Source organism: Pseudomonas sp. MPDS (assembly GCF_013283895.1).
In the GTDB taxonomy this organism is placed as follows: Bacteria; Pseudomonadota; Gammaproteobacteria; order Pseudomonadales; family Pseudomonadaceae; genus Aquipseudomonas; species Aquipseudomonas rhizophila.
Genome location: NZ_CP054128.1, coordinates 744,264 through 767,125, shown reverse-complemented (window position 1 = coordinate 767,125; position 22,862 = coordinate 744,264). Strand labels below are relative to the sequence as shown.

The 22,862-nt window shown below is 60.1% G+C and carries 20 protein-coding genes; 10 read left to right on the top strand and 10 right to left on the bottom strand.

Annotation, left to right across the window (positions count from 1 at the left end):
- Positions 1 to 191: 191 nt before the first annotated feature.
- The 3 genes from dbpA (at position 192) to yccS (ending at position 5,278) form a co-directional block, all read left to right on the top strand.
- Positions 192 to 1,529, top strand: a complete 1,338-nt coding sequence (gene dbpA / locus HQ912_RS03295; RefSeq protein WP_230682660.1) for an ATP-dependent RNA helicase DbpA — start codon at positions 192 to 194, stop codon at positions 1,527 to 1,529.
- Between the two features lie 143 nt (positions 1,530 to 1,672).
- On the top strand, positions 1,673 to 2,851 hold the full coding sequence (locus HQ912_RS03290) for an NAD(P)/FAD-dependent oxidoreductase (protein WP_047230492.1): 1,179 nt from the start codon (positions 1,673 to 1,675) through the stop codon (positions 2,849 to 2,851).
- A 243-nt stretch (positions 2,852 to 3,094) separates the two neighbouring features.
- Positions 3,095 to 5,278 (top strand): YccS family putative transporter, encoded by a 2,184-nt coding sequence (gene yccS / locus HQ912_RS03285; RefSeq protein WP_160893959.1) that lies wholly within the window; start codon positions 3,095 to 3,097, stop codon positions 5,276 to 5,278.
- A 142-nt stretch (positions 5,279 to 5,420) separates the two neighbouring features.
- Here the strand turns inward: yccS and HQ912_RS03280 are convergent, their stop codons facing one another.
- Positions 5,421 to 6,158: a substrate-binding periplasmic protein gene (locus HQ912_RS03280; RefSeq protein ID WP_047230494.1), complete on the bottom strand. Its 738-nt coding sequence runs from the start codon at positions 6,156 to 6,158 to the stop codon at positions 5,421 to 5,423.
- Between the two features lie 261 nt (positions 6,159 to 6,419).
- On the opposite strand from HQ912_RS03280, the gene HQ912_RS03275 reads away from it, so the two are divergent.
- Positions 6,420 to 6,872 (top strand): GNAT family N-acetyltransferase, encoded by a 453-nt coding sequence (locus HQ912_RS03275; protein WP_047230495.1) that lies wholly within the window; start codon positions 6,420 to 6,422, stop codon positions 6,870 to 6,872.
- Positions 6,873 to 6,925: 53 nt separating this feature from the next.
- On the opposite strand, the gene HQ912_RS03270 is transcribed toward HQ912_RS03275, so the two are convergent.
- Genes HQ912_RS03270 through HQ912_RS03260 form a run of 3 tightly spaced genes read right to left on the bottom strand, consistent with a single transcriptional unit; the run spans position 6,926 to position 9,894 of the window.
- Complete coding sequence (locus tag HQ912_RS03270) at positions 6,926 to 7,222, bottom strand: helix-turn-helix domain-containing protein (protein WP_076383387.1); 297 nt, start codon at positions 7,220 to 7,222, stop codon at positions 6,926 to 6,928.
- A gap of 4 nt (positions 7,223 to 7,226) precedes the next feature.
- A complete protein-coding gene (locus HQ912_RS03265; protein WP_047230503.1) occupies positions 7,227 to 7,730 on the bottom strand; it encodes a M48 family metallopeptidase in 504 nt (167 codons plus the stop codon).
- 40 nt (positions 7,731 to 7,770) lie between these two features.
- Positions 7,771 to 9,894, bottom strand: a complete 2,124-nt coding sequence (locus tag HQ912_RS03260) for a putative bifunctional diguanylate cyclase/phosphodiesterase (RefSeq protein ID WP_076383386.1) — start codon at positions 9,892 to 9,894, stop codon at positions 7,771 to 7,773.
- A 320-nt stretch (positions 9,895 to 10,214) separates the two neighbouring features.
- Between HQ912_RS03260 and HQ912_RS03255 the strand changes: the two genes are divergently transcribed.
- From HQ912_RS03255 to HQ912_RS03240, 4 genes are all read left to right on the top strand, one after another.
- Positions 10,215 to 10,880 (top strand): polysaccharide lyase family 7 protein, encoded by a 666-nt coding sequence (locus HQ912_RS03255; RefSeq protein ID WP_076383385.1) that lies wholly within the window; start codon positions 10,215 to 10,217, stop codon positions 10,878 to 10,880.
- A gap of 279 nt (positions 10,881 to 11,159) precedes the next feature.
- Positions 11,160 to 11,828, top strand: a complete 669-nt coding sequence (locus tag HQ912_RS03250) for a polysaccharide lyase family 7 protein (RefSeq protein ID WP_173406466.1) — start codon at positions 11,160 to 11,162, stop codon at positions 11,826 to 11,828.
- Between the two features lie 305 nt (positions 11,829 to 12,133).
- Positions 12,134 to 12,802 carry a polysaccharide lyase family 7 protein gene (locus HQ912_RS03245; RefSeq protein ID WP_139048969.1) on the top strand — a complete coding sequence of 223 codons (669 nt, stop codon included), beginning with the start codon at positions 12,134 to 12,136 and terminating at the stop codon, positions 12,800 to 12,802.
- A 463-nt stretch (positions 12,803 to 13,265) separates the two neighbouring features.
- A complete protein-coding gene (locus HQ912_RS03240; RefSeq protein WP_047230501.1) occupies positions 13,266 to 13,550 on the top strand; it encodes a hypothetical protein in 285 nt (94 codons plus the stop codon).
- A gap of 402 nt (positions 13,551 to 13,952) precedes the next feature.
- Here HQ912_RS03240 and fba read toward each other — a convergent pair whose 3' ends face one another.
- The 6 genes from fba to tkt form a co-directional block, all read right to left on the bottom strand.
- Complete coding sequence (gene fba / locus HQ912_RS03235) at positions 13,953 to 15,017, bottom strand: class II fructose-bisphosphate aldolase (protein WP_003177554.1); 1,065 nt, start codon at positions 15,015 to 15,017, stop codon at positions 13,953 to 13,955.
- A gap of 245 nt (positions 15,018 to 15,262) precedes the next feature.
- Positions 15,263 to 15,598, bottom strand: a complete 336-nt coding sequence (locus HQ912_RS03230) for an MliC family protein (protein ID WP_047230408.1) — start codon at positions 15,596 to 15,598, stop codon at positions 15,263 to 15,265.
- 57 nt (positions 15,599 to 15,655) lie between these two features.
- The gene (locus HQ912_RS03225; protein ID WP_047230409.1) at positions 15,656 to 15,880 is read right to left on the bottom strand and encodes a hypothetical protein; all 225 of its coding nucleotides are present in this window, start codon (positions 15,878 to 15,880) and stop codon (positions 15,656 to 15,658) included.
- A gap of 31 nt (positions 15,881 to 15,911) precedes the next feature.
- Positions 15,912 to 17,075 (bottom strand): phosphoglycerate kinase, encoded by a 1,164-nt coding sequence (locus HQ912_RS03220; protein WP_139048965.1) that lies wholly within the window; start codon positions 17,073 to 17,075, stop codon positions 15,912 to 15,914.
- A gap of 24 nt (positions 17,076 to 17,099) precedes the next feature.
- Positions 17,100 to 18,155 (bottom strand): erythrose-4-phosphate dehydrogenase, encoded by a 1,056-nt coding sequence (gene epd, locus HQ912_RS03215; protein WP_173406465.1) that lies wholly within the window; start codon positions 18,153 to 18,155, stop codon positions 17,100 to 17,102.
- 148 nt (positions 18,156 to 18,303) lie between these two features.
- A complete protein-coding gene (gene tkt, locus HQ912_RS03210) occupies positions 18,304 to 20,301 on the bottom strand; it encodes a transketolase (RefSeq protein WP_047230412.1) in 1,998 nt (665 codons plus the stop codon).
- 257 nt (positions 20,302 to 20,558) lie between these two features.
- On the opposite strand from tkt, the gene HQ912_RS03205 reads away from it, so the two are divergent.
- Both HQ912_RS03205 and metK read left to right on the top strand, forming a co-directional pair.
- Positions 20,559 to 21,554 (top strand): ArsR/SmtB family transcription factor, encoded by a 996-nt coding sequence (locus HQ912_RS03205; protein ID WP_047230413.1) that lies wholly within the window; start codon positions 20,559 to 20,561, stop codon positions 21,552 to 21,554.
- A 19-nt stretch (positions 21,555 to 21,573) separates the two neighbouring features.
- On the top strand, positions 21,574 to 22,764 hold the full coding sequence (gene metK / locus HQ912_RS03200) for a methionine adenosyltransferase (protein WP_047230414.1): 1,191 nt from the start codon (positions 21,574 to 21,576) through the stop codon (positions 22,762 to 22,764).
- The last annotated feature ends 98 nt before the right edge of the window (positions 22,765 to 22,862 follow it).

Genomic DNA, 22,862 nt, shown 5'->3' with positions numbered 1-22,862 from the left:
GCTCCCACAGTTCCAGAGCCCCACAGTTTCTGGATCCACCAGCCCCCAACACAAGCGTGGCCCTCACAGCTCGTCCAGAACTTTCGAGAAAAGTGGCACGAGGCTGCTACACTGCGCGACATTTTGTTTTGCAGGCCAGTCCCGTGACCACCATTGCCACCGCTTTTAATACTCTGCCGCTGTCCGCCGCCATGCTGGCTAACCTCGAATCCCTCGGTTATGCCCAGATGACGCCGATCCAGGCGCAGAGCTTGCCGGTGATCCTCAAGGGCATGGATCTGATCGCCCAGGCCAAGACCGGCAGCGGCAAGACCGCGGCCTTCGGCATCGGCCTGCTGAACCCGATCAACCCGCGCTTCTTCGGCTGCCAGGCACTGGTGATCTGCCCGACTCGTGAGCTGGCCGATCAGGTTGCCAAGGAAATCAGGCGCCTGGCCCGCGCCGAAGACAACATCAAGGTCCTGACCCTGTGTGGCGGCGTGTCGTTTGGCCCGCAGATCGCTTCCCTGGAGCATGGCGCCCACATCATCGTCGGCACGCCAGGGCGCATCCAGCAGCACCTGCGCAAGGGCTCGCTGGTGCTGGACGGCCTCAACACGCTGATCCTCGATGAAGCCGACCGCATGCTCGACATGGGCTTCTACGACGCCATCGAAGACATCATCCAGCAGACCCCGGAACGCCGTCAGACCTTGCTGTTCTCCGCCACCTACCCGGTGGGCATCAAGCAACTGTCGTCCAAGTTCATGCGCAACCCGCAGCAGGTCAAGGCCGAAGCCTTTCACTCCGACGCGCAGATCGAGCAGCGTTTCTATGAAATCTCCCCCGAGGAGCGCATGGACGCCGTGGTCAAGGTGCTGGCGCATTTCCGTCCGGCCTCCTGCGTGGCGTTCTGCTTCACCAAGCAGCAGGTTCAGGAAACCGTCGACCATCTGACATCCAAAGGTATCTCGGCGGTCGGCCTGCATGGCGATCTGGAACAGCGCGACCGCGATCAGGTGCTGGCGATGTTCGCCAACCGCAGCACCTCGGTGCTGGTCGCCACCGATGTGGCGGCCCGTGGCCTGGACATCGACGCACTGGACATGGTGATCAACGTCGAACTGGCCCGTGACTCGGAAATTCACATTCACCGCGTCGGCCGCACCGGGCGTGCGGGTGAAAAAGGCATCGCCATCAGCCTGGTGGCGCCGTCCGAAGCCCACCGCGCCCAAGCGATCGAACAGTTGCAGAAGTCGCCACTGAGCTGGGACCAACTCGACAACCTCAAGCCCCAGGGCGGCGGCCCGCTGCTGCCGGCCATGAGCACCCTGTGCATTGGTGCCGGGCGCAAAGACAAAGTCCGCCCCGGCGACATTCTCGGCGCCCTCACCGGCGAGGCCGGCATCCCCGGCGCCCAGGTCGGTAAGATCGCGATTTTCGACTTCCAGGCCTATGTCGCCGTGGAGCGCGCAATCGCCAAACAGGCGCTGCAACGCCTGAACGATGGCAAGATCAAGGGCCGTTCGTTGCGGGTGCGGATCCTGTAACTCCAACAGAGATCAAACTGTGGGAGCGAGCCTGCTCGCGATGACGGACTGTCAGACAACATCAATGTTGAATGTACCGGCCTCATCGCGAGCAGGCTCGCTCCCACAATGGGTTTTGTGGTGACATTTAGAGGGACACCGTTTTGCGCTCTACCGAAGTCGTGATCATTGGCGCTGGCGCCGCGGGGTTGATGTGCGCGTTGACCGCCGCAGGGCGCGGACGGCAGGTGATGTTGCTGGACCACGCCAACAAAGCCGGCAAGAAAATCCTCATGTCCGGCGGTGGGCGCTGCAATTTCACCAACATGTACAGCGAACCGGGCAATTTCCTCTCGCAGAACCCACATTTCTGCAAGTCGGCCCTGGCCCGTTACACCCAGTGGGATTTCATCGCCCTGGTGGCCAAGCACGGCGTGCCCTATCACGAGAAAAAACTCGGCCAGTTGTTCTGTGATAACAAGTCCAGCGACATCCTCGGCCTGCTGCTGGACGAATGCGACCAAGCCGGTGTCAACCTGCACCTGGACACCTCGATCGAGCGCATCGAGAAAACCGAGAGCGGCTACCTGCTGCAAACCACCCTCGGGGCCATCACCTGCCAATCCTTGGTGATTGCCACGGGCGGGCTGTCGATCCCGACGCTGGGCGCGACCGGTTTCGGTTACCAGGTGGCCAAACAGTTCGGCCACCAACTGCTGCCCACCCGCGCTGGGCTGGTACCGTTCACCATCACCGACCAGCTCAAGGCGTTGTGCACCGAACTTTCAGGCACTTCAGTGGATTGCCTGGTGAGCTGCAACGAGCAGAGTTTTCGCGAGAACATCCTGTTCACCCACCGCGGCCTCAGCGGCCCGGCGATCCTGCAGATTTCCTCGTTCTGGGAACCGGGTGACACGGTGCAGATCAACCTGCTGCCGGACCACGACGTGCCGAGCTGGCTGCAACAGCAACAGGCCGAACGCCCCAACAGCGAACTGAAAACCCTGCTGGGCGAATTGTTCACCAAAAAGATGGCCACCCTGCTGGCCGACACTTGGTTCGTCTCCAAACCCATGAAGCAATACACCCACGCCGAACTGGCAGACATTGCCGAGAAACTGTCGAGCTGGAATGTCGTCCCGGCCGGCACCGAAGGCTACCGCACCGCCGAAGTGACCCTGGGCGGTGTCGATACGCGGGAAGTCTCGTCCAAGACCATGGAATCACTGAAAAGCCCGGGCCTGTATTTCATTGGCGAAGTACTGGACGTCACCGGGCACCTGGGCGGGTTCAACTTCCAATGGGCCTGGGCGTCGGGGTATGCGGCTGCGCAATACGTCTGATTGAAGGGATGCATAGAATCCAATGGGGATGATGATCCTGTGGGAGCGAGCCTGCTCGCGATGGCGGACTATCAGACAACATCAATGTTGAATGTACCGGCCTCATCGCGAGCAGGCTCGCTCCCACTGGGGTTTGCTGGAGCATCCCGGAACACTTTTTGCTGCCGGATGTGATCGCCGCCATTGCGTCGGCGTCATTACTGCCTCAATTTAGCGTCATTGCCCGTCAGGCCCGTGCACTTCATGTCATCGACCTCGTTTAGTCAGTCTCTGCGTCGCCTTTGGGCGTTGGATAAATTCAGTTATAGCGTGCGGGTGTTCATCGCCCTGACCGGCAGCATGGCGCTGTGTTGGTATCTGGATGAGATGGCGCTGTTGATCCCGCTGTTCCTGGGCATCATCGCCAGCGCCCTGGCCGAGACCGATGACAGCTGGCAGGGCCGCCTCAACGCGCTGGCCGTGACGCTGGTGTGCTTCACCATCGCAGCGCTGTCGGTGGAATTGCTGTTTCCTTATCCGGTTCTGTTCATCGTTGCCCTGGCGCTGGCGAGTTTCGCCCTGACTATGCTCGGTGCGCTGGGCGAGCGCTATGGCGCGATTGCCTCGGCCACGTTGATTCTCTCGGTCTACACCATGATCGGCGTAGACCAGCGCGGTGGCGCGGTCACCGATTTCTGGCACGAACCTTTGCTGCTGGTGGCCGGTGCGGCTTGGTACGGCCTGCTCTCGGTGCTGTGGCAGGCGCTGTTTTCCAACCAGCCGGTGCAGCAAAGCCTGGCGCGGCTGTTCCGCGAGCTGGGACGCTATCTGAAGCTCAAATCATCGCTCTTCGAGCCGATCCGTCAACTGGACGTCGAAGCCCGACGCCTGGAACTGGCCCAACAGAACGGCCGGGTCGTCGCCGCGCTTAACGCGGCGAAGGAAATCATCCTGCACCGCGTAGGCAATGGGCGACCAGGCTCGAAGGTCAGCCGCTACCTGAAGCTGTACTTCCTCGCCCAGGATATCCACGAGCGCGCCAGCTCTTCCCACTACCCCTACAACGCACTGGCCGAGGCGTTCTTTCACAGCGACGTGCTGTTCCGCTGCCAACGCCTGCTGCGCCAGCAAGGTAAAGCCTGCCAAGCGTTGGCCGAGTCGATCCAACTGCGCCAGCCATTCGTCTATGACGCCAGCTTCGCCGAGGCCTTGAATGACCTGCACGCCTCCCTCGAACACCTGCGGATCCAGAGCAACCCGGCCTGGCGCGGATTGCTGCGTTCGCTACGGGCCTTGTCGGCGAACCTTGGCACCATGGACCGCCTGCTCAGCGACGCGAGCAACCCCGACGCCCTGGCCGACGCCACCGATAGCAGCCTGCTGGATCGCTCACCGCGCAACCTGAAGGACGTCTGGGTCCGCTTGCGCACACAGCTCACGCCCACCTCGCTGCTGTTCCGACATGCCCTGCGCCTGCCCCTGGCGCTGAGTGTGGGTTATGCCATGGTGCATCTGATCCACCCGTCCCAAGGCTACTGGATCATTCTCACCACGCTGTTCGTGTGCCAACCCAACTACGGCGCCACCCGGCGCAAGCTCGGCCAACGGATCATCGGCACCGCCATCGGCCTGACGGTGGCCTGGGCGCTGTTCGATCTGTTTCCCAACCCGCTGGTGCAATCGTCTTTCGCCATCGCCGCCGGGGTGGTGTTCTTTACCAACCGCACGACCCGCTACACCCTGGCAACCGCCGCGATCACGATCATGGTGCTGTTCTGCTTCAACCAGGTGGGCGACGGCTATGGACTGCTGCTGCCACGCCTGTTCGATACGCTGCTCGGCAGCCTGATCGCCGGCCTTGCGGTATTCCTGTTCCTGCCGGACTGGCAAGGCCGCCGGTTGAACAAGGTGCTGGCCAACACGCTGACCTGCAACAGCATTTACCTGCGCCAGATCATGCAGCAATACGCCGCGGGCAAAAGCGACGACCTGGCCTATCGCCTGGCCCGACGCAACGCCCACAACGCCGACGCCGCATTGTCCACCACCCTGGCAAACATGCTGATGGAGCCGGGGCATTTCCGTAAGGAAGCCGATGTCGGGTTCCGCTTCCTGGTGCTGTCCCACACCCTGCTCAGCTACTTGTCAGGCCTGGGCGCCCATCGGGACACCCCATTGCCTGCGGACGTGCGCGAACACCTGATCGACGGCGCGGGGGTGAAACTGGCCGCGAGCATCGACGAAATCGCCCAGGGCCTGGCGAGCAAACAACCGATAGCGGTCCAAAGCGACGAGGAAGAAGCCTTGGCCAGTGAGCTTGAGCAGATGCCCGATGAAATCGACGAGGGTCAGCGGCTGGTGCAGACGCAACTGGGGTTGATCTGCCGTCAGTTGGGGCCGCTGCGCACGTTGGCGGCGCATCTGGTCAAGGATACTAGCGAGGCTTGAGGAGTGTGGTGCTCGCACCACAGCCATCGCGAGCGGGCTCGCTCCCACAGTGGACCTCAGCCGTACAAAATTTAAGTGTCCGCTCTAGATCAACTGTGGGAGCGAGCCTGCTCGCGATAGCGCCAGTCCAGGCACAGCAAGATCACATCCCGTGCGCCTTCAATAACCGCGCATAACTACCATCGGCCTTCATCGCCGCAATCTCCCGATCGAATCCCGCGACAATCTGCTCGTGCTGCGGGTTCTTCAGGCTGACCAGGATGTGCAGGCTGTTTTCACTCAGTGGCTTGGGCATGAACTCCACGGCGTTGCGCACCTTGGCCGACTCACGAGACAAGTAATAACGGGCGACGAACTCATCTTCCAGGGTCAGCTTCACCCGACCGGCAGCGAGCATGCGCACGGCCATTGCAAAGTTATGCACAGGGACTTTCTGCAATTGCTGATCCTCATCGAACGCCTTGGAGTAGGCGTATCCGCGGACCACGGCGATGGGATAGGCATGCAGCTGCTGCAAGTTCTCGTACTGGATGGGTGCGTCCTTGCGCTTGATGAAGCGCACGCGGTTGAGCAGGTACTCAGCCGAGAAACGGCCCACATGGGTACGTTCTTCGCTGTACCAGGCATTGATCAGCACGTCATAGCGCCCCTCGCCGATGCCCAGCATCGCCCGGGCCCAAGGCACCTGCTCAAAGTCACTGGCATAACCGGCTCGCGCCAGAGCGGTACTGACGATATCGGTCGCCAGGCCACCATTGACCAGCGTGGTGTCGGTAAAGGGTGGCCAGCCATCTGCCACCAGACGCAACTTTTGCGCGCAGGCGTTGTGGCTCAGCAACAGCAACCCGACCAAAGCAAGAGCTCGATGCAATCGCGGCATGCCAAACATCCTTGACGGGTTCAAAGCCCGGTTTGTTTTTAGCCGAATCTCAAGAGATGTCGTCAGACATCCGGTCCTAACATTAGCTCAGTGGAACCGCTGCGCAGCGTTGAATCGAAGATTACACAAAGAAGGCCACGCCGCGACAATTCGATGATGGCATTTTGGCCTTTGTCACAGATTTTTACAGTTGTCCAAGAAAGAGACTTCCGCAGCCAGCCCGCTTAATATCGGCATCAGGTTCTTCTGGAAATTCAAAAAATGGATATCGACTGGGTCTGCAAACATCACAGTGACCTGAGCAAGGAACAGCTGTACGCCATCCTCAAATTGCGCGCCGAAGTATTCGTCGTGGAGCAGAATTGCCCCTACCTGGACGTCGACGGCCTGGACCTGGAGGGCGACACCTGCCACCTGATGGCCTGGCAGGACAATCGTCTGGTGGCTTACCTTCGCTTGCTCGATCCGCACTCGCAAAACAGTGACGTGGTCATCGGGCGCGTGGTCATCGCCCCCCAAGCACGGGGACAGGGGCTGGGCCACAAACTGATGGAACAGGGTCTCAAGCAGGCCGAGAAGCACTGGCCCGGTACATCGATCTCACTGTCGGCACAGGCGCATCTGCAGGGGTATTACTCGCGGTATGGGTTTGGAGTGGTGGGTATCGAGTACATGGAAGACGGGATTCCACACATTGGCATGCACCGGCCTTGATGCCCTCTTCGCGAGCAGGCTCGCGATAACGCCTCCCCAGAAGCCGCCAATGTTCAGGGATACTCCAACACCGCTTTAATGCGCGGCAAATTCCCCTCGATCCAGCGCCGATCAATCGCCCCCCAATCACGGATCCGATAATGCCCGGCATGGTTACGGGCGCCCTCTAGCTGCTCGAATTCACACACGATATCCAGGTCCGCCAGCGCTGCCACGGTGTCCTGGGCGGTGCGTCGCGGCATGCCGGTGACTTCGGTGAGCGAGGGAATGTTGCTGGCCACGCCGCTATCAATCAGGTAAGCCACATACAAACGACGATAGAAGCTGCTTTTGGTCTTGCTGACGTCCATTCGGTCATTCCTTGGGGGGTTGCAGATCGCGCCAGGTCAGGTACACCCGCAAGTCGAATTCCAACTGGTGATACCCCGGCAGCATGTGCTCGCAGAGTTGGTAGAACGCTTTGTTGTGGTCCGACTCCTTGAAGTGAGCCAGTTCGTGCACCACGATCATTTTCAAAAACTCAGGTGCCGCGTCCTTGAACAGCGCAGCGATACGAATTTCTTTCTTGGCCTTGAGCTTGCCGCCCTGCACCCGTGAAATGGCAGTGTGCAAGCCCAGGGCGCGGTGAGTCAGGTCCAGACGATTGTCGAACAGCACCTTGTCGATAGCGGGCGCGTTACGCAGGTATTGTTGCTTGAGATCCAGCGCATAACCGTACAGGGCCTTGTCGCTCTGGACCGAATGCCGGTCGGGATAGCGCTGCTGCAAGTAGTCGCCCAGCCGATCCTGGGCAATCAGTTGCTGCACTTGGGCTTGCAGGGCGGCGGGGTAAGCCTGGAGGTATTTGAGCGCGATCATCGGCGGCAACACAGTCACAAAAGCCGCCAGTGTAGCGAATTCAGACCTGCATCGCGCTCCAGTCAAATGGCCGGGCAAAGGCATCGGTGTCTTCGGCCATCAAGGGCCGCGCTACCAGGAACCCCTGCACATATTCGCAGCCGTGGGCCTTGAGCCACTTATATTGCTCAGGCGTCTCTACGCCCTCGGCGATCACCCGCAACCCCAATTGCTTGCACAAATCGATGACCGACGCCGCCAGTGCCGCATCCCGGGGCGAATCCGGCAGACGGGCGATCAGGTGTCGATCAAGCTTGAGGGTATCGAGTTCCAGGTCGCGCAGGTGCGCCAGCGAGCAAGGCCCGGAACCGAAATCATCCAACGCCACTCGCACCCCGAGGTTATGCAGCAACCGCAGTTGTTTATGGGTTTCGTCGGGGTTGCGCATCAGTGCATCTTCAGTCACCTCGACCTCAAGTTGCCGCGGTTTGAGGGCATGTCGCTCCAGGACCTGGCGCAATTCGGTCACCAGATTGGGCAAACCGAACTGGGTGCTGCTCAGGCTCACCCCCAGTACCAGATCATCAGCGAACAAGCGCTCCCAGACTTTACGCTGGGCCGCGCTGCGATGATAAATCCAGCTCCCCAGCCGACTGATCAACCGGGCCTCTTCCAGTAATGGCAGGAACAACCCCGGCGGCACATCACCGACGCTGGGGTGCTGCCAGCGCAACAGCGCCTCGAAGCCACGGATGCGCCCGTCGCCCACCCCCACCTGGGGCTGGTAGACCATATTGAAATCGCGGTTTTCGATGGCCGAGCGCACACTTTCTTCGAGCATCAGCCGTGAACGGGCTCGACCGTTCATTTCGTGATCGTAAAACCGGTATTGCTGACGGCCAGCGCGCTTGGCCTCGTACATGGCGATGTCGGACGCGCGCAGCAGACCGTCGAGATTGGCGCCGCAGTCGGGGTAGGTCGCGATGCCGATGCTGGCCCCCAGCGCTACGTCCATGCCCTCGATCTGTTGGCAGATAGACACTCGTTCGATGAGTTTCTCGGCAATCTTGGCCGCTTGCTCGGGCACTTCCAGATCCAGCAGGGCGGTGAACTCATCGCCGCCCAGACGCGCCAGAATGTCGAACGGGCGCAGGCACGCCTTCAGTTGTTCCGACACCCAGCGCAACACGCGATCACCGGCATCATGGCCCAACGAATCATTGACCCGTTTGAAGCCATCAAGATCCAGGTACAGCAGCACCCAGTTGCTTTCCAGCCGCTCGCTGCGCATCAGCAGGTTTTCGGCTGTCTGATAAAACCCCCTGCGGTTGAGCAGACCGGTCAGCGGGTCAGTGACGGCCTGGTATTCGAGTTGCTGGTGCAAGTGACGCACCACCGACATGTCTTGAAGCGTTACCACCATGGCCTTCTGCTCCGCAGGCAGGGGCGCACAAGACAAGGCCACCGACACCTGCTGGCCGGGCGCGGTGCGCAAGACCGCATCGTGCAGGCGCCAGGTCTGCCCCCGGCAGTAGGCGACATGGATATCGGAGCCGGCCCACTCGGGGATGTGGGGTTTTTGCAGGAAATCCAGGAGCGGCATTCCCTGCAACTGCTCGGCGGTGGCATTAAGCAGGCGACAGGTAGACGGATTGGCGAAGCGAATACACCCGCTTTCGTCCACCACGAGGATGCCTTCGGCGGCGTTATCCAGCACCGAGGCGTTGAAAGCCCTGGCGGCTTCCAGATCCTGGCTCAGGCGCTGCAAGGCCCGGCGATTGCGCTGGTGTTCGAGCAGGGCATGAACCTTGGGCTTGAGAATCTGCGGATCGAATGGTTTGAACAGGTAATCCACGGCGCCGCTGGCGTAACCCTTGATCACCGCATCCTGGGATTGCTCGTTAGCGGTCAGGAAAATGATCGGGGTCAGCCGTGTCCGCTGGCTGCCGCGCATCAGACGCGCCACTTCAAAACCGTCCATGTCGGGCATCTGCACATCCAGCAGGACCAGGTCGATGTCATGTTCGAGTAGAAGGTTAAGGGCTTCGACACCCGAGGACGCGGTCATCACCTTCCAGTCCTGACGCTGCAACAACGCTCGCATGCTGAGCAGGTTTTCAGGGTAATCATCAACTATCAAAAGGACGGAACTGTCTTCGCCAAGCGGTGGTTGCACGCATTCCATGCTGCTTCTCTTATCGGGCGTCACGTCCGACCTGACGTAGCAAGGCGGACAAATACTGTGATCTCACTCTAGACCGTGATTCTGAAAAGCAGTAGGTGTCATCCCGCCATCATCCAGACAAAGCCCAAAATAGCCGACTAACGGTCACCCACCTCGGGCACAAAACCTGCAATGACACCTTCGACGGACAATTGACGTCAATCATCCGCTGGGCGGTCATTAAAAAATTTCTCCCTGCGTGATTAACACGCCCAAAAAGCTTGAGCTAGAGCCTCTGGCTGGGCGTTCAGCATTTTCACTCCGTTACGTAGGATCCGACCATGATTGATCTCGCCACCTGGAACCTGAGCATCCCCGAAGGCAGCCCACCAACGACCATCGAAACCTCTCAACTGGTGCAGGGGTTCCAGAACCAGTATTTCCACGCCGACTCCGGTACGGTGTTTTTCTGGGCACCGGTCACCGGCGCCAAGACTGCCAACGCGATTTACCCACGCAGCGAACTGCGGGAAACCTATAGCAACGGTACCCAGCGCAACTGGTTGTACTCAGCGGCGGATAACAAGCTGGCCGCCACGCTGACCGTCAACCAAGTCCCCAGCACTGGCAAGCTCGTCATTGGTCAGATCCACGCCAAAGACAGCACCAGCCCCATGGTGAAACTGGAGTACCAGTACAAAACCTACAGCTCCACCGGCAACATCGTCGCCAAAGTGCGCATGCGTCCCGACGACGAATCGGGCCAGGTCATCACCATCGCCACAGGCATAAAGCTCAATCAGTCCTTCTCTTACCTGATCCACCTCAGCCCCGCCGGCGTCCTGACCATCAATGGTGCGGGTTACCAGTGGAGTTCCCCCATCAGCTCCACTTGGAGCGACAAGCCGCTGTACTTCAAGGCGGGCGTGTACGTGCAGGACAACACCGGTTATCCCACCGAAGGCGGGACCGTGACGTTCAGCCTGCTGGATATCGATCACATCTAGACGCTTTGCATGGCGCCATGGCAGCAACGCAGCGCTGCCCGCCCAGGCGACCCTATCAATGCGAAATCGTTCAGGGAAAATTCGAACTGCCGACTAACGGTTCACCATCCAGGCACAGATGCTGCAAAAGATCCATTCGACGGACAATTGACGTCAAACATCCGCCGGATGGTTATCCAAAAAACTCCTTCCTGCGTGATCAACACACCCCAAATGCTTGGAGTAGAGCCTCCCGCTTTGGTCCTCAGCACTTTTACGCCCGTTACGCAGGATCCGACCATGATCGATCTCAGCACTTGGAACTTGAGCATCCCCGAAGGCAGCCCCGCCATCACCATCGAAACACCGCGGCTAGCCCAGGGCTTCAAGGACGACTATTTCCACTCCGACACCGGCACGCTGTTCTTCTGGGCGCCGGTGACCGGCAGCAAGACTGCAAACGCCATTTACCCGCGCAGCGAACTGCGGGAAACCTACAGCGACGGCACCCTGCGCAACTGGCTGTATCCGGCGGCGGACAACATCCTGCGTGCCGCCGTAACCGTCAACCAAGTACCCAGCACCGGCAAGATCGTGATCGGTCAGATCCACGCCAAAGACAGCACCAGCCCCATGGTGAAACTGGAGTACCAGTACAAAACCTACAGCTCCACCGGCAACATCGTCGCCAAAGTGCGCATACGCCCCGACGACGAAACCGGCCAAGTCATCACCATCGCCACCGGTGTGAAACTCGACCGCAGCTTTACCTACATGATCCATCTCAGCCCCAAGGGCGCGCTGGGCATCAGCGCGGCGGGTTACAACTGGAGAACCACTATCGACCCGTCCTGGAAGGTCAAACCGCTGTATTTCAAGGCGGGCGTGTACGTGCAGGACAACACCGGCTACACCACCGAAGGTGGAAAAGTGACGTTCAGCCAGCTGGATATCGATCACAACATCTGATCGCTTTTCCTGGCGCCATAGCAGCACGGATGCTGCCTGCCCCCCTCAGCCCCGCCTTCGAGCACAGGCCATGTGCGCGGTGCCATATCGCCATCGTTCAAAAAATTTTCCTGCCAGCCGACTAACGGTCACCTGTCTCGGGCACCAAAGCGGCAAACACAACTCTGACGGTCTGCTGACGCCAACCCGCCGCCGGATCTACGTGACAAACGTTCGATCCATTTCCTTGTGGCGTCGGCGAAAGCGCGTCCTAGAGCCTTCGGCTGTGGCGTAAATCATTTCTTATGTACAGAAAGGATCCGAACATGGTCGATCTTGCAACCTGGAACCTGAGCATCCCCGAAGGAAGCCCACCCAAAACCATCGAAACCCCTCGACTGGTGGACGGTTTCAAGAACAAATATTTCAACTCTGAAGGCCAGACGGTGTATTTCTGGGCACCGGTGACCGGCGCCAAGACGGAAAACGCCATATACCCGCGCAGCGAGCTGCGGGAAACCTATAAAGACGGCACCTTGCGCAACTGGCTGTACCCCGACGCCGACAACTATCTGCAGGCGACCCTGGCAGTCAATCAGGTGCCCAGCAGCGGCAAGATCGTGATCGGTCAGATCCACGCCAAGGACAGCAACAAACCCATGCTGAAATTGGAATACCAGTACAAGGACGACAGCAAGACCGGCAACATCGTCGCCAAAGTGCGCATGCGCCCCGATGACGACGACGGCCGGGTCATTACCGTTGCCACGGGGGTGAAGCTTGATCGGTCCTTTTCTTACCGGATCCATCTTGATCGTACCGGCGACCTGGGCATCACCGCGGCGGGTCGTAGCTGGTACACCACCATGAGCGCCAAATGGAAGGTCAAGCCGCTGTATTTCAAGGCTGGCGTGTATGTGCAAGACAATACGGGCTATACCAGCGAAGGCGGGAAAGTGACGTTCAGCAAGCTGGATATCGATCACAACACCTGAGATTTTCAGCTCCGAAAATCTCGTAGGAATTTACCTTTGTGGCGAGGGGATTTATCCCCGCTGGGCTGCGCAGCAGCCCCCTCCTTTCGTCAGACCAACCGCATGCGCCGGTTTTGCAGCGGCTGCGCCCCCGAGCGGGAGCAAGCTCCCTCGCCACGTGGGCGCGGTGCGTCCTACAGGTCGATTTTGGGCTCGAAAATCTCCTCTATAGTTCGGGTTCGTCTGCTGGCTTTGGTCAGCGGGCACGGGTTTCGCAGCCCACTGACAGAACAGAGACTTTGCGCCGTCAAATGAAAATTCAGGCAAACTCGCCTGCGTTCATTTTATGGCGGTTGCGCGCGGGAGACCTTCGGGTCTGCCGGGTTTGGTCTCTATCTCGGTCTGCGAACCCGCGCGCAACTGCCACCCATTTGTTTCGCAGCAAGAAGGTGGCAATAAATTTTATTAATAGAGCCCAAACCTTATGACGACGACTCAATCACTCAGCCGCTTCACCCCGCTCACTCCAATCGCCACCACCCAACCCATCCTGTTCATCGACAGCACTGCCCCACTGACTGAACTCCACGCCTGCGCCAGTGAACGCCTGCACGCCACCCTTGATTACCTGACGCTCATGGCCTGCGCCACCCTGCGCGATTCGGCCGCCAGCGACCTCAATACCCTCACCAATGTCGCCCGGATCCTGGTTCAGGATGTCACCGATGTGTTCGGCGTCATTGAACAACGCGGCCTCGAAGACCAATAGAGCCCTCCCGGCGGGAGATGATCCCCTGTGGGAGCGAGCTTGCTCGCGATAGCGCTGGGTCAGCAGCATGGATGGCGACTGACACAGCGCTATCAGGATCTGTGTGTATATCCATTTCTTTGGTAACGGCTACTTAGGGTTCCGCCCTTACGGCGGGTCACTTTTGAAGAGCGCAAAAGTAACCAAAACGCTCCTGCCCCACCACTCGGTGCCTCGCCTAGGCTCGGCACCGAGTGGTGGGGCAAGACCTTTTGGTTACTTTTGGGGCGTTTGCCAAAAGTGACCCGCCGTAAGGGCGGAACCATAAGCAGCCGTTACCCAAAAAACGGATATACACACAAATCCCACACATAAAAAAACCCGCATCACTGCGGGTTTTCTCACAACCACAACGCTGAAGCCTTAGTTAACCTTAGCGTTCAACTCACCCTTCAAATACCGCTGATACATCGCTTCCAAAGAGATCGGCTTGATCTTCGAAGCATTACCCGCAGTACCGAAAGCTTCGTAACGCGCAATACACACATCACGCATCGCCGTCACGGTCGCACCGAAGAACTTACGCGGATCAAATTCGCTCGGATTGGTCGCCATCAAACGACGCATGGCACCGGTAGAGGCCAGGCGCAGGTCGGTGTCGATGTTGACCTTGCGCACGCCGTACTTGATACCTTCGACGATTTCTTCAACCGGCACGCCGTAGGTTTCTTTGATGTCGCCGCCGTACTGGTTGATGATCGCCAGCCACTCTTGCGGAACCGAGGAAGAACCGTGCATCACCAGGTGAGTGTTGGGGATGCGTTTGTGGATTTCCTTGATGCGGTCAATGGCCAGCACGTCGCCGGTAGGCGGCTTGGTGAACTTGTAGGCGCCGTGGCTGGTACCGATGGCGATGGCCAGGGCGTCGACCTGGGTCTTCTTGACGAAGTCCGCGGCTTCTTCCGGGTCGGTCAGCATCTGGCTGTGGTCCAGCACGCCTTCGGCGCCGATGCCGTCTTCTTCACCGGCCATGCCGGTTTCCAGCGAGCCCAGGCAACCCAGTTCGCCTTCCACCGAGACGCCGCAGGCATGGGCCATGGCGACGGTCTGCTGGGTGACGCGAACGTTATATTCGTAGTCGGTCGGGGTCTTGCCGTCTTCGCCCAGGGAGCCATCCATCATGACCGAGCTGAAGCCCAGTTGGATGGAGCGCTGGCAGACGTCAGGGCTGGTGCCGTGGTCCTGGTGCATGCACACCGGGATGTGCGGGAATTCTTCGATGGCAGCCAGGATCAGGTGACGCAGGAATGGCGCGCCGGCGTATTTGCGGGCGCCGGCCGAAGCCTGGACGATCACCGGGGAGTCAGTCTTGTCAGCGGCTTCCATGATGGCGCGCATCTGCTCAAGGTTGTTGACGTTAAAGGCTGGGACGCCGTAGCCGAACTCGGCTGCGTGGTCCAGCATCTGACGCATGCTGATAAGTGCCATTAGTGTGTCTCTCCCGGTCGAGGGTCGTTAATCGTGCCAGCCTGCCGGAGCGGCGGCGGCTATTCAAGTCATTGCAGGTCGGGGGTGGGTCCGCCCTGTGTGTTCGGTGAAACAAAATCTCGAAACTATAAGAGGCCCCTGTGGGAGCGAGCCTGCTCGCGATGAGGGCCCGACAGTCAACATCACTGATGCCTGATACATCGCTATCGCGAGCAGGCTCGCTCCCACATTGGATCTCTATTGAATCAGTCAGCCTTGCAGCCCCGGCCAATCAAGTCATTGGTGGCGACCCAGTAAACCAGGCCTTCCTCACCTTTGACGTGAAACGCCAGCATGTCGTCGCTGTACAGCGTACCCGATGCGCCCGGCTCTTCCTTCAGGTGATAGACCTGCTCGGCACCGCCGAGGCGAACGTCGACTTCCTTGCGGGTGTCATCGGTATAGCGCCACAGCACCTTGGCCTGACTGTCACAGGTCCAGGTTGTCCAGCCCTCTACGACAGGCTCGGACGAACGAAACCGATCCAGCTGCGCACAACCGGCCAGCATTGCCAGCGCCACAACGGCGATAAAGCCTTTCATCCGTGTTCCTCGACTGACGACCCGTGCCGCCAGCCATGAGTTAAAGAGTCTGACCCGTCAAGGACAACCATGTTCCTTGGCCGGGTTTTGCGTCTCATATTTATCCAGGCCATCCGGCCCCGAACGCTTGTTCAGCACCGGATTGGTCTCGGCCTGCCAGTCGGCCTGGTAACAGCCGCCTTCAGGCGTTGGCGTCCCGGTTTCCGGAGCCGTGGCCTTTGGGCTGCTCGAACAGGCCACTAACAGCGTCGTCGTCAACAGCAACGTGAACGTCTTGACCATCACAACACTCCTTTGCCTGGTCAACGAAACCTCAGGCCTTGGCCCGGCTTTCCAGGACTTCCACGGCTGGCAGTACTTTGCCTTCGACGAATTCGAGGAACGCACCGCCGCCGGTAGAAATGTAGGAGATCTGCTCGGCCACGCCATATTTATCGATCGCCGCCAGGGTGTCGCCGCCGCCAGCGATGGAGAAAGCGTCACTCTCGGCGATGGCCTGGGCCAGCACTTTGGTGCCGTTGCCAAACTGGTCGAACTCGAACACGCCGACCGGACCGTTCCACAGGATAGTCTTGGAAGATTTCAACAGTTCGGCGAAATTGGCTGCGGTTTGCGGGCCAATGTCGAGGATCATGTCGTCTTCGGCCACGTCAGCGATCAGCTTGACGGTGGCGGTGGCGCCTTCGGCAAATTCCTTGGCAACCACCACGTCCACCGGCAACGGCACGCTGACCTTGGCGGCGATTTCCCGGGCGGTGTCCAGCAGGTCCGGCTCGTACAGGGATTTGCCGACCGGGTGACCGGCCGCAGCAAGGAAGGTGTTGGCAATGCCGCCGCCGACGATCAACTGGTTGCACACCTGGCTCAGGCTGTTAAGCACGTCGAGCTTGGTGGAGACCTTGGAGCCGGCAACAATGGCAGCCATCGGCTGGGCCGGGGAGCCCAGGGCCTTGCCCAGTGCGTCCAGTTCGGCGGCCAGCAGCGGGCCAGCAGCGGCCACTTTGGCGAACTTCGCCACGCCGTGGGTCGAACCCTCGGCGCGGTGGGCGGTGCCGAACGCGTCCATCACAAACACGTCGCACAGGGCTGCATACTGCTTGGCCAGTTCGTCAGCGTTCTTTTTCTCGCCTTTATTGAAGCGCACGTTTTCGAACAGCACGACATCGCCAGCCTTCACGTCCACACCGCCCAGGTAGTCAGCCACCAGCGGTACATCACGGCCCAAGGCTTTGCTCAGGTAAGCGGCGACCGGCTTGAGGCTGTTTTCGGCCGAGAATTCGCCTTCGGTCGGACGGCCCAGGTGGGAGCAGACCATCACGGCCGCGCCTTTTTCCAGGGCCAGCTTGATGGTCGGCAGCGAAGCCAGGATACGCGCGTCGCTGGTGACAACACCGTCCTTGACGGGGACGTTGAGGTCTTCGCGGATCAGTACGCGCTTACCTTGCAGATCGAGGTCGGACATCTTCAACACGGTCATGGGTCGCAATTCCTGGGTAACTGTTTAGAGAGCAGGTTTTTTAGAAGCGGTTTGCAGGTAATGCTCGGCAACGTCCAGCATTCGGTTGGCAAACCCCCATTCGTTGTCGAACCAAGCCAGGATGTTCACAAGCCGTGGCCCGGAAACCCGGGTCTGGCTGGCATCGACGATGGCCGAATGTGGGTCATGGTTAAAATCACAGCTGGCATGGGGCAACTCGGTGTAAGCCAGAAGGCCTTTGAGCGGACCGCTGGTGGCGGCTTCGCGCAAGATCCGGTTGACCTCGGTGGCGTCGGTATCGCTCACGGTCTGCATCGTAATGTCGAGGCAGGACACGTTGACCGTCGGCACCCGCACGGCTTTGGCCTGAATTCGCCCCGCAAGTTCCGGCAGCAGCCGTTCAATGCCGCGCGCCAGACCAGTGGACACCGGAATCACCGACTGGAACGCCGAACGGGTCCGCCGCAAGTCTTCGTGGTGATAGGCGTCGATCACAGGTTGATCGTTCATCGCCGAGTGAATGGTGGTGATCGACACGTATTCCAGGCCAATGGCCTGGTCCAGCAGGCGCAATAGCGGCACGCCGCAGTTGGTGGTGCAGGACGCGTTGGATACCAGCAGCTCGTCGCCGCTCAGGCAGTCCTGGTTCACGCCGTAGACGATGGTCGCGTCGACATCCGCTTCGCTGGCCATCGGCTGGGAGAACAACACCCGCGACGCGCCGGCCGCGATGAAACGCTGGCCATCTTCACGGGTGTTGTAGGCGCCGGAGCATTCAAGCACCAGGTCGACACCCAAGGATGCCCAATCGATACCTTCGGGGGTGGCACTGCGCAGGACTTTCACGCAATCGCCATTAATGTGCAGACAATCGCCCTCGACCCGCACCTCGCCCGGAAACCGGCCGTGGGTGGAGTCAAAGCGTGTCAGGTATTCGATGCTGGCCATGTCGGCCAGATCGTTGATCGCCACAATCTCGAACCCGGCCCTGGCCCCTCGCTCGAACAACGCACGCAAGACGCAACGACCAATCCGGCCGTAGCCGTTGAGTGCAACTTTGTAGGGACGCGGTTGGGGCATGGGGTTCTCTGACTTGGGTGAATCCATCAGGGCAGCGTTGCCTGAGCCATCGCCATCGCGAGCAAGCTCGCTCCCACAGGGTCGGTGGAGATCCTTGTGGGAGCGAGCTTGCTCGCGATGGCGTCAGCCCGGACGACGCGACTTCGGATCAGTCTTCCAACAGCTCTTCAGCCTGACCCAGGATGTTTTCCAGGGTAAAGCCGAACTCCTCGAACAACGCCGGCGCGGGCGCCGATTCGCCGTAGGTGGTCATGCCGATCACGCGACCTTCCAGGCCGACGTACTTGTACCAATAATCGGCGTGAGCGGCTTCGATGGCGATCCGGGCGCTGACTTGCAACGGCAATACCGCTTGCTTATAGCCGGCGTCCTGGGCATCGAACACGCTGGTGCACGGCATGGACACCACACGTACGTTGCGGCCCTGCGCGGTCAGTTTGTCGTAGGCCTGGACGGCCAGGCCGACTTCGGAGCCGGTGGCGATCAGGATCAGTTCAGGCTCGCCAATGCAGTCCTTGAGCACGTAGCCGCCGCGGGTGATGTCGCCGATCTGGTCGGCATCGCGGTTCTGGTGCTGCAGGTTCTGGCGGGAGAAGATCAGCGCCGATGGACCGTCGTTACGCTCGATGGCGTATTTCCAGGCCACTGCCGATTCCACGGCGTCACATGGGCGCCAGGTGTCCAGGTTCGGCGTGCAGCGCAGGCTTGCCAGTTGCTCGATCGGCTGGTGAGTCGGGCCGTCTTCGCCCAGGCCGATGGAGTCGTGGGTGAACACATAAAGCACGCGCTTCTTCATCAGGGCCGACATGCGCACTGCGTTGCGGGCGTATTCCATGAACATCAGGAAGGTAGCGCCGTAAGGCACCAGGCCGCCGTGCAGAGCCACACCGTTCATGATCGCGCTCATGCCGAACTCACGAACACCGTAGTACATGTAGTTGCCGCTGGCATCTTCGGCGCTGACGCCTTTGCAGCCCTTCCACAAGGTCAGGTTGGAACCGGCCAGGTCGGCCGAACCGCCGAGCAGCTCCGGCAGCAGCGGGCCAAAAGCGTTGAGGGTGTTCTGGCTGGCCTTGCGGCTGGCAATGGTTTCGCCTTTGGCGGCGACTTCCGCGATGTAAGCCGAGGCTTTTTCAGCGAAATCGGCAGGCAGCTCGCCGCTGAGGCGACGCACCAGTTCATTGGCCAGCTCAGGGAATTGCGCGGAGTAGGCGGCAAAGCGCTGGTCCCACTCGGCTTCGGCGGCACGGCCTTTTTCCTTGGCGTCCCACTCGGCATAAATGTCGGCCGGGATTTCGAACGGACCGTGTTCCCACTTCAACGCAGCGCGGGTCAGGGCGATTTCCTCGGCACCCAGTGGCGCGCCGTGGCAGTCTTCCTTGCCTTGTTTGTTGGGCGAACCGAAACCAATGGTGGTCTTGCAGCAGATCAGGGTCGGCTGGGCGCTCTTGCGCGCCGTCTCGATGGCGGTCTTGATTTCTTCCGGGTCGTGGCCGTCGACATTGCGGATGACCAGCCAGTTGTAGGCTTCGAAACGCTTGGGGGTGTCGTCGGTGAACCAGCCTTCGACTTCGCCGTCGATGGAAATGCCGTTGTCATCGTAGAAAGCGATCAGCTTGTTCAGGCCCAAGGTGCCGGCCAGGGAGGCGACTTCGTGGGAAATGCCTTCCATCATGCAGCCATCACCCAGGAACACGTAGGTGTGGTGATCGACAACGTTATGGCCTGGGCGATTGAACTGCGCCGCCAGGACTTTTTCCGCCAGGGCAAAGCCCACGGCGTTGGCCAGGCCCTGGCCCAGTGGACCGGTGGTGGTTTCCACGCCTGGGGTGTAGCCATATTCCGGGTGGCCCGGAGTGCGGCTGTGCAACTGGCGGAAATTCTTCAGGTCATCGATCGACAGGTCATAACCGGTCAGGTGCAGCAATGAATAGATCAACATCGAGCCGTGGCCGTTGGACAGCACGAAGCGGTCACGGTCGGCAAACGACGGGTTGCTCGGGCTGTGCTTGAGGTAGTCGCGCCAAAGCACCTCGGCGATATCCGCCATACCCATAGGGGCACCGGGATGGCCGCTGTTGGCTTTTTGCACGGCATCCATGCTGAGTGCACGGATGGCATTGGCACGCTCACGACGGCTGGGCATCGCTGATCTCCTGGGTTTTGAATTGTGAAACTGAAAAAAGGCGAGCATTTTCCCTCACCCACCCGCCCCGGGGCAATGACAGATAGTCATCCAGAGGCTTTTTTCCGGTGGATAAAGTCGCATTCGCCAGGTGAAACCTTTCCGCTGAAGGTTTGTAGAGTCAAGCACGCCTTGGGAAGTGCCATTTATCGAGCAATATCAAAACTTTTTGATATTGACCTTGCGGTGATCCATCCCCCTCACTAGACTGCCGCCCTATGAATTTACGCGTGCCTTCCATTCGCCATGACGATTGCGATGAGCTGGCGGCCCTTTGCAAGGCCGGCGGCGATCCGCTGCGGCTCAATGTATTGCGCGCCTTGGCCAACGATTCGTTCGGCGTGCTGGAACTGGCGCAGATCTTCGGCATCGGTCAATCCGGCATGAGCCACCACCTCAAGGTCCTGGCCCAGGCGGACCTGGTGGCGACCCGTCGTGAAGGCAATGCGATTTTTTACCGCCGCGCCCTGCCCCATACCGATCTGCTGGGCGGCAAGCTGCATGCCGCGTTGCTCGAAGAGGTGGATGAGCTGGACCTGCCGGCAGACGTGCAGGCCCGCATCGCCCAGGTACACGGGCAGCGAGCCGCTGCCAGCCAGGATTTTTTTGCCCGGGTGGCCGAGAAGTTTCGCGCCCAGCAGGACCTGATTGCCGGGTTGCCGCAATACCGTGAAAGCGTCGTGGCGCTGCTCGACAAACTGGGATTCGAGCCCACCGCCACGGCCATTGAAGTCGGCCCTGGCGACGGCGCGTTTCTGCCGGAGCTGGCGCGGCGTTTCAGCCAAGTGACGGCGCTGGACAACAGCCCGGCCATGCTCGAGCTGGCACGCCAGGTGTGCGAACGTGAAACACTGGCTAATGTCAGCCTGCAACTGGCCGATGCCTTGAATGGTGTGAGCCTGCAGGCCGATTGTGTTGTATTGAACATGGTGCTTCACCATTTCGCCGCGCCGGCCGATGCGCTCAAGCACATGGCCGACTTGCTGCAACCGGGCGGTAGCCTGTTAGTGACAGAGTTATGCAGCCACAACCAGAGTTGGGCCAAGGAGGCCTGCGGTGATCTCTGGCTGGGGTTTGAACAGGACGATCTGGCCCGTTGGGCCACCGCTGCGGGCCTCGTGCCCGGGGAAAGCCTCTATGTGGGCTTACGTAATGGTTTCCAGATCCAGGTCCGCCATTTTCAGCGACCGGCTGGCGACACTCACCATCGGTAACTTGTAGGAAAACATCGAGATGAGCGAATACTCCCTTTTCACCTCCGAGTCCGTGTCTGAAGGGCATCCGGACAAAATCGCCGACCAGATTTCTGATGCGGTGCTGGACGCCATCATTGCTGAAGACAAGTTCGCCCGCGTGGCGTGCGAAACTCTGGTGAAAACGGGCGTGGCGATCATCGCTGGCGAAGTCACCACTTCAGCCTGGGTCGACCTGGAACAGATCGTCCGTGACGTCATCCTGGGCATTGGCTACAACAGCTCCGACGTCGGCTTCGATGGCGCGACCTGCGGCGTGATGAACATCATCGGCAAGCAGTCCCCCGACATCAACCAGGGTGTTGACCGCGCCAAGCCTGAAGACCAGGGTGCCGGCGACCAGGGCCTGATGTTCGGCTACGCCAGCAACGAGACCGACGTGCTGATGCCAGCACCGATCACCTTCTCGCACCAGTTGGTTCAACGCCAGGCTGAAGCCCGTAAATCCGGCCTGCTGCCTTGGCTGCGCCCGGATGCCAAGTCCCAGGTGACTTGCCGTTACGAAGGCGGCAAGGTTGTCGGTATCGATGCCGTCGTACTGTCGACCCAGCACAACCCCGAAGTGTCCTATAAAGACCTGCGTGAAGGCGTGATGGAGCTGATCGTCAAGCACGTACTGCCTGCCGAGCTGCTGTCCAAGGACACCCAGTTCCACATCAACCCGACCGGCCAGTTCATCATCGGTGGCCCGGTAGGCGACTGTGGCCTGACCGGTCGCAAGATCATCGTCGACAGCTACGGCGGCATGGCCCGTCACGGCGGTGGCGCGTTCTCCGGCAAGGATCCATCGAAGGTCGACCGTTCGGCAGCCTATGCCGGTCGTTATGTGGCCAAGAACATCGTGGCCGCCGGCCTGGCCGAGCGCTGCGAGATCCAGGTTTCCTATGCCATCGGCGTTGCTCAGCCTACCTCGATCTCGCTGAACACCTTCGGCACCGGCAAGATCGGCGATGACAAGATCATCAAGCTGGTTCGTGAAGTGTTCGATCTGCGTCCGTACGCCATCACCACCATGCTCGACCTGCTGCACCCGATGTACCAGGACACTGCCGCCTACGGCCACTTCGGTCGTACGCCGCAGACCAAGACGGTCGGTGACGACACCTTCACCACCTTCACCTGGGAAAAAACCGACCGCGCCGACGCCCTGCGCGCCGCTGCCGGCCTGTAAAAACTGCGGGTACGAAAAGCCCCTGGCGACTGGGTCGTCAGGGGCTTTTTCATGTCCGGCTCATACCCATTCAGGGGGGTTTAAGCCATGCAAGGATT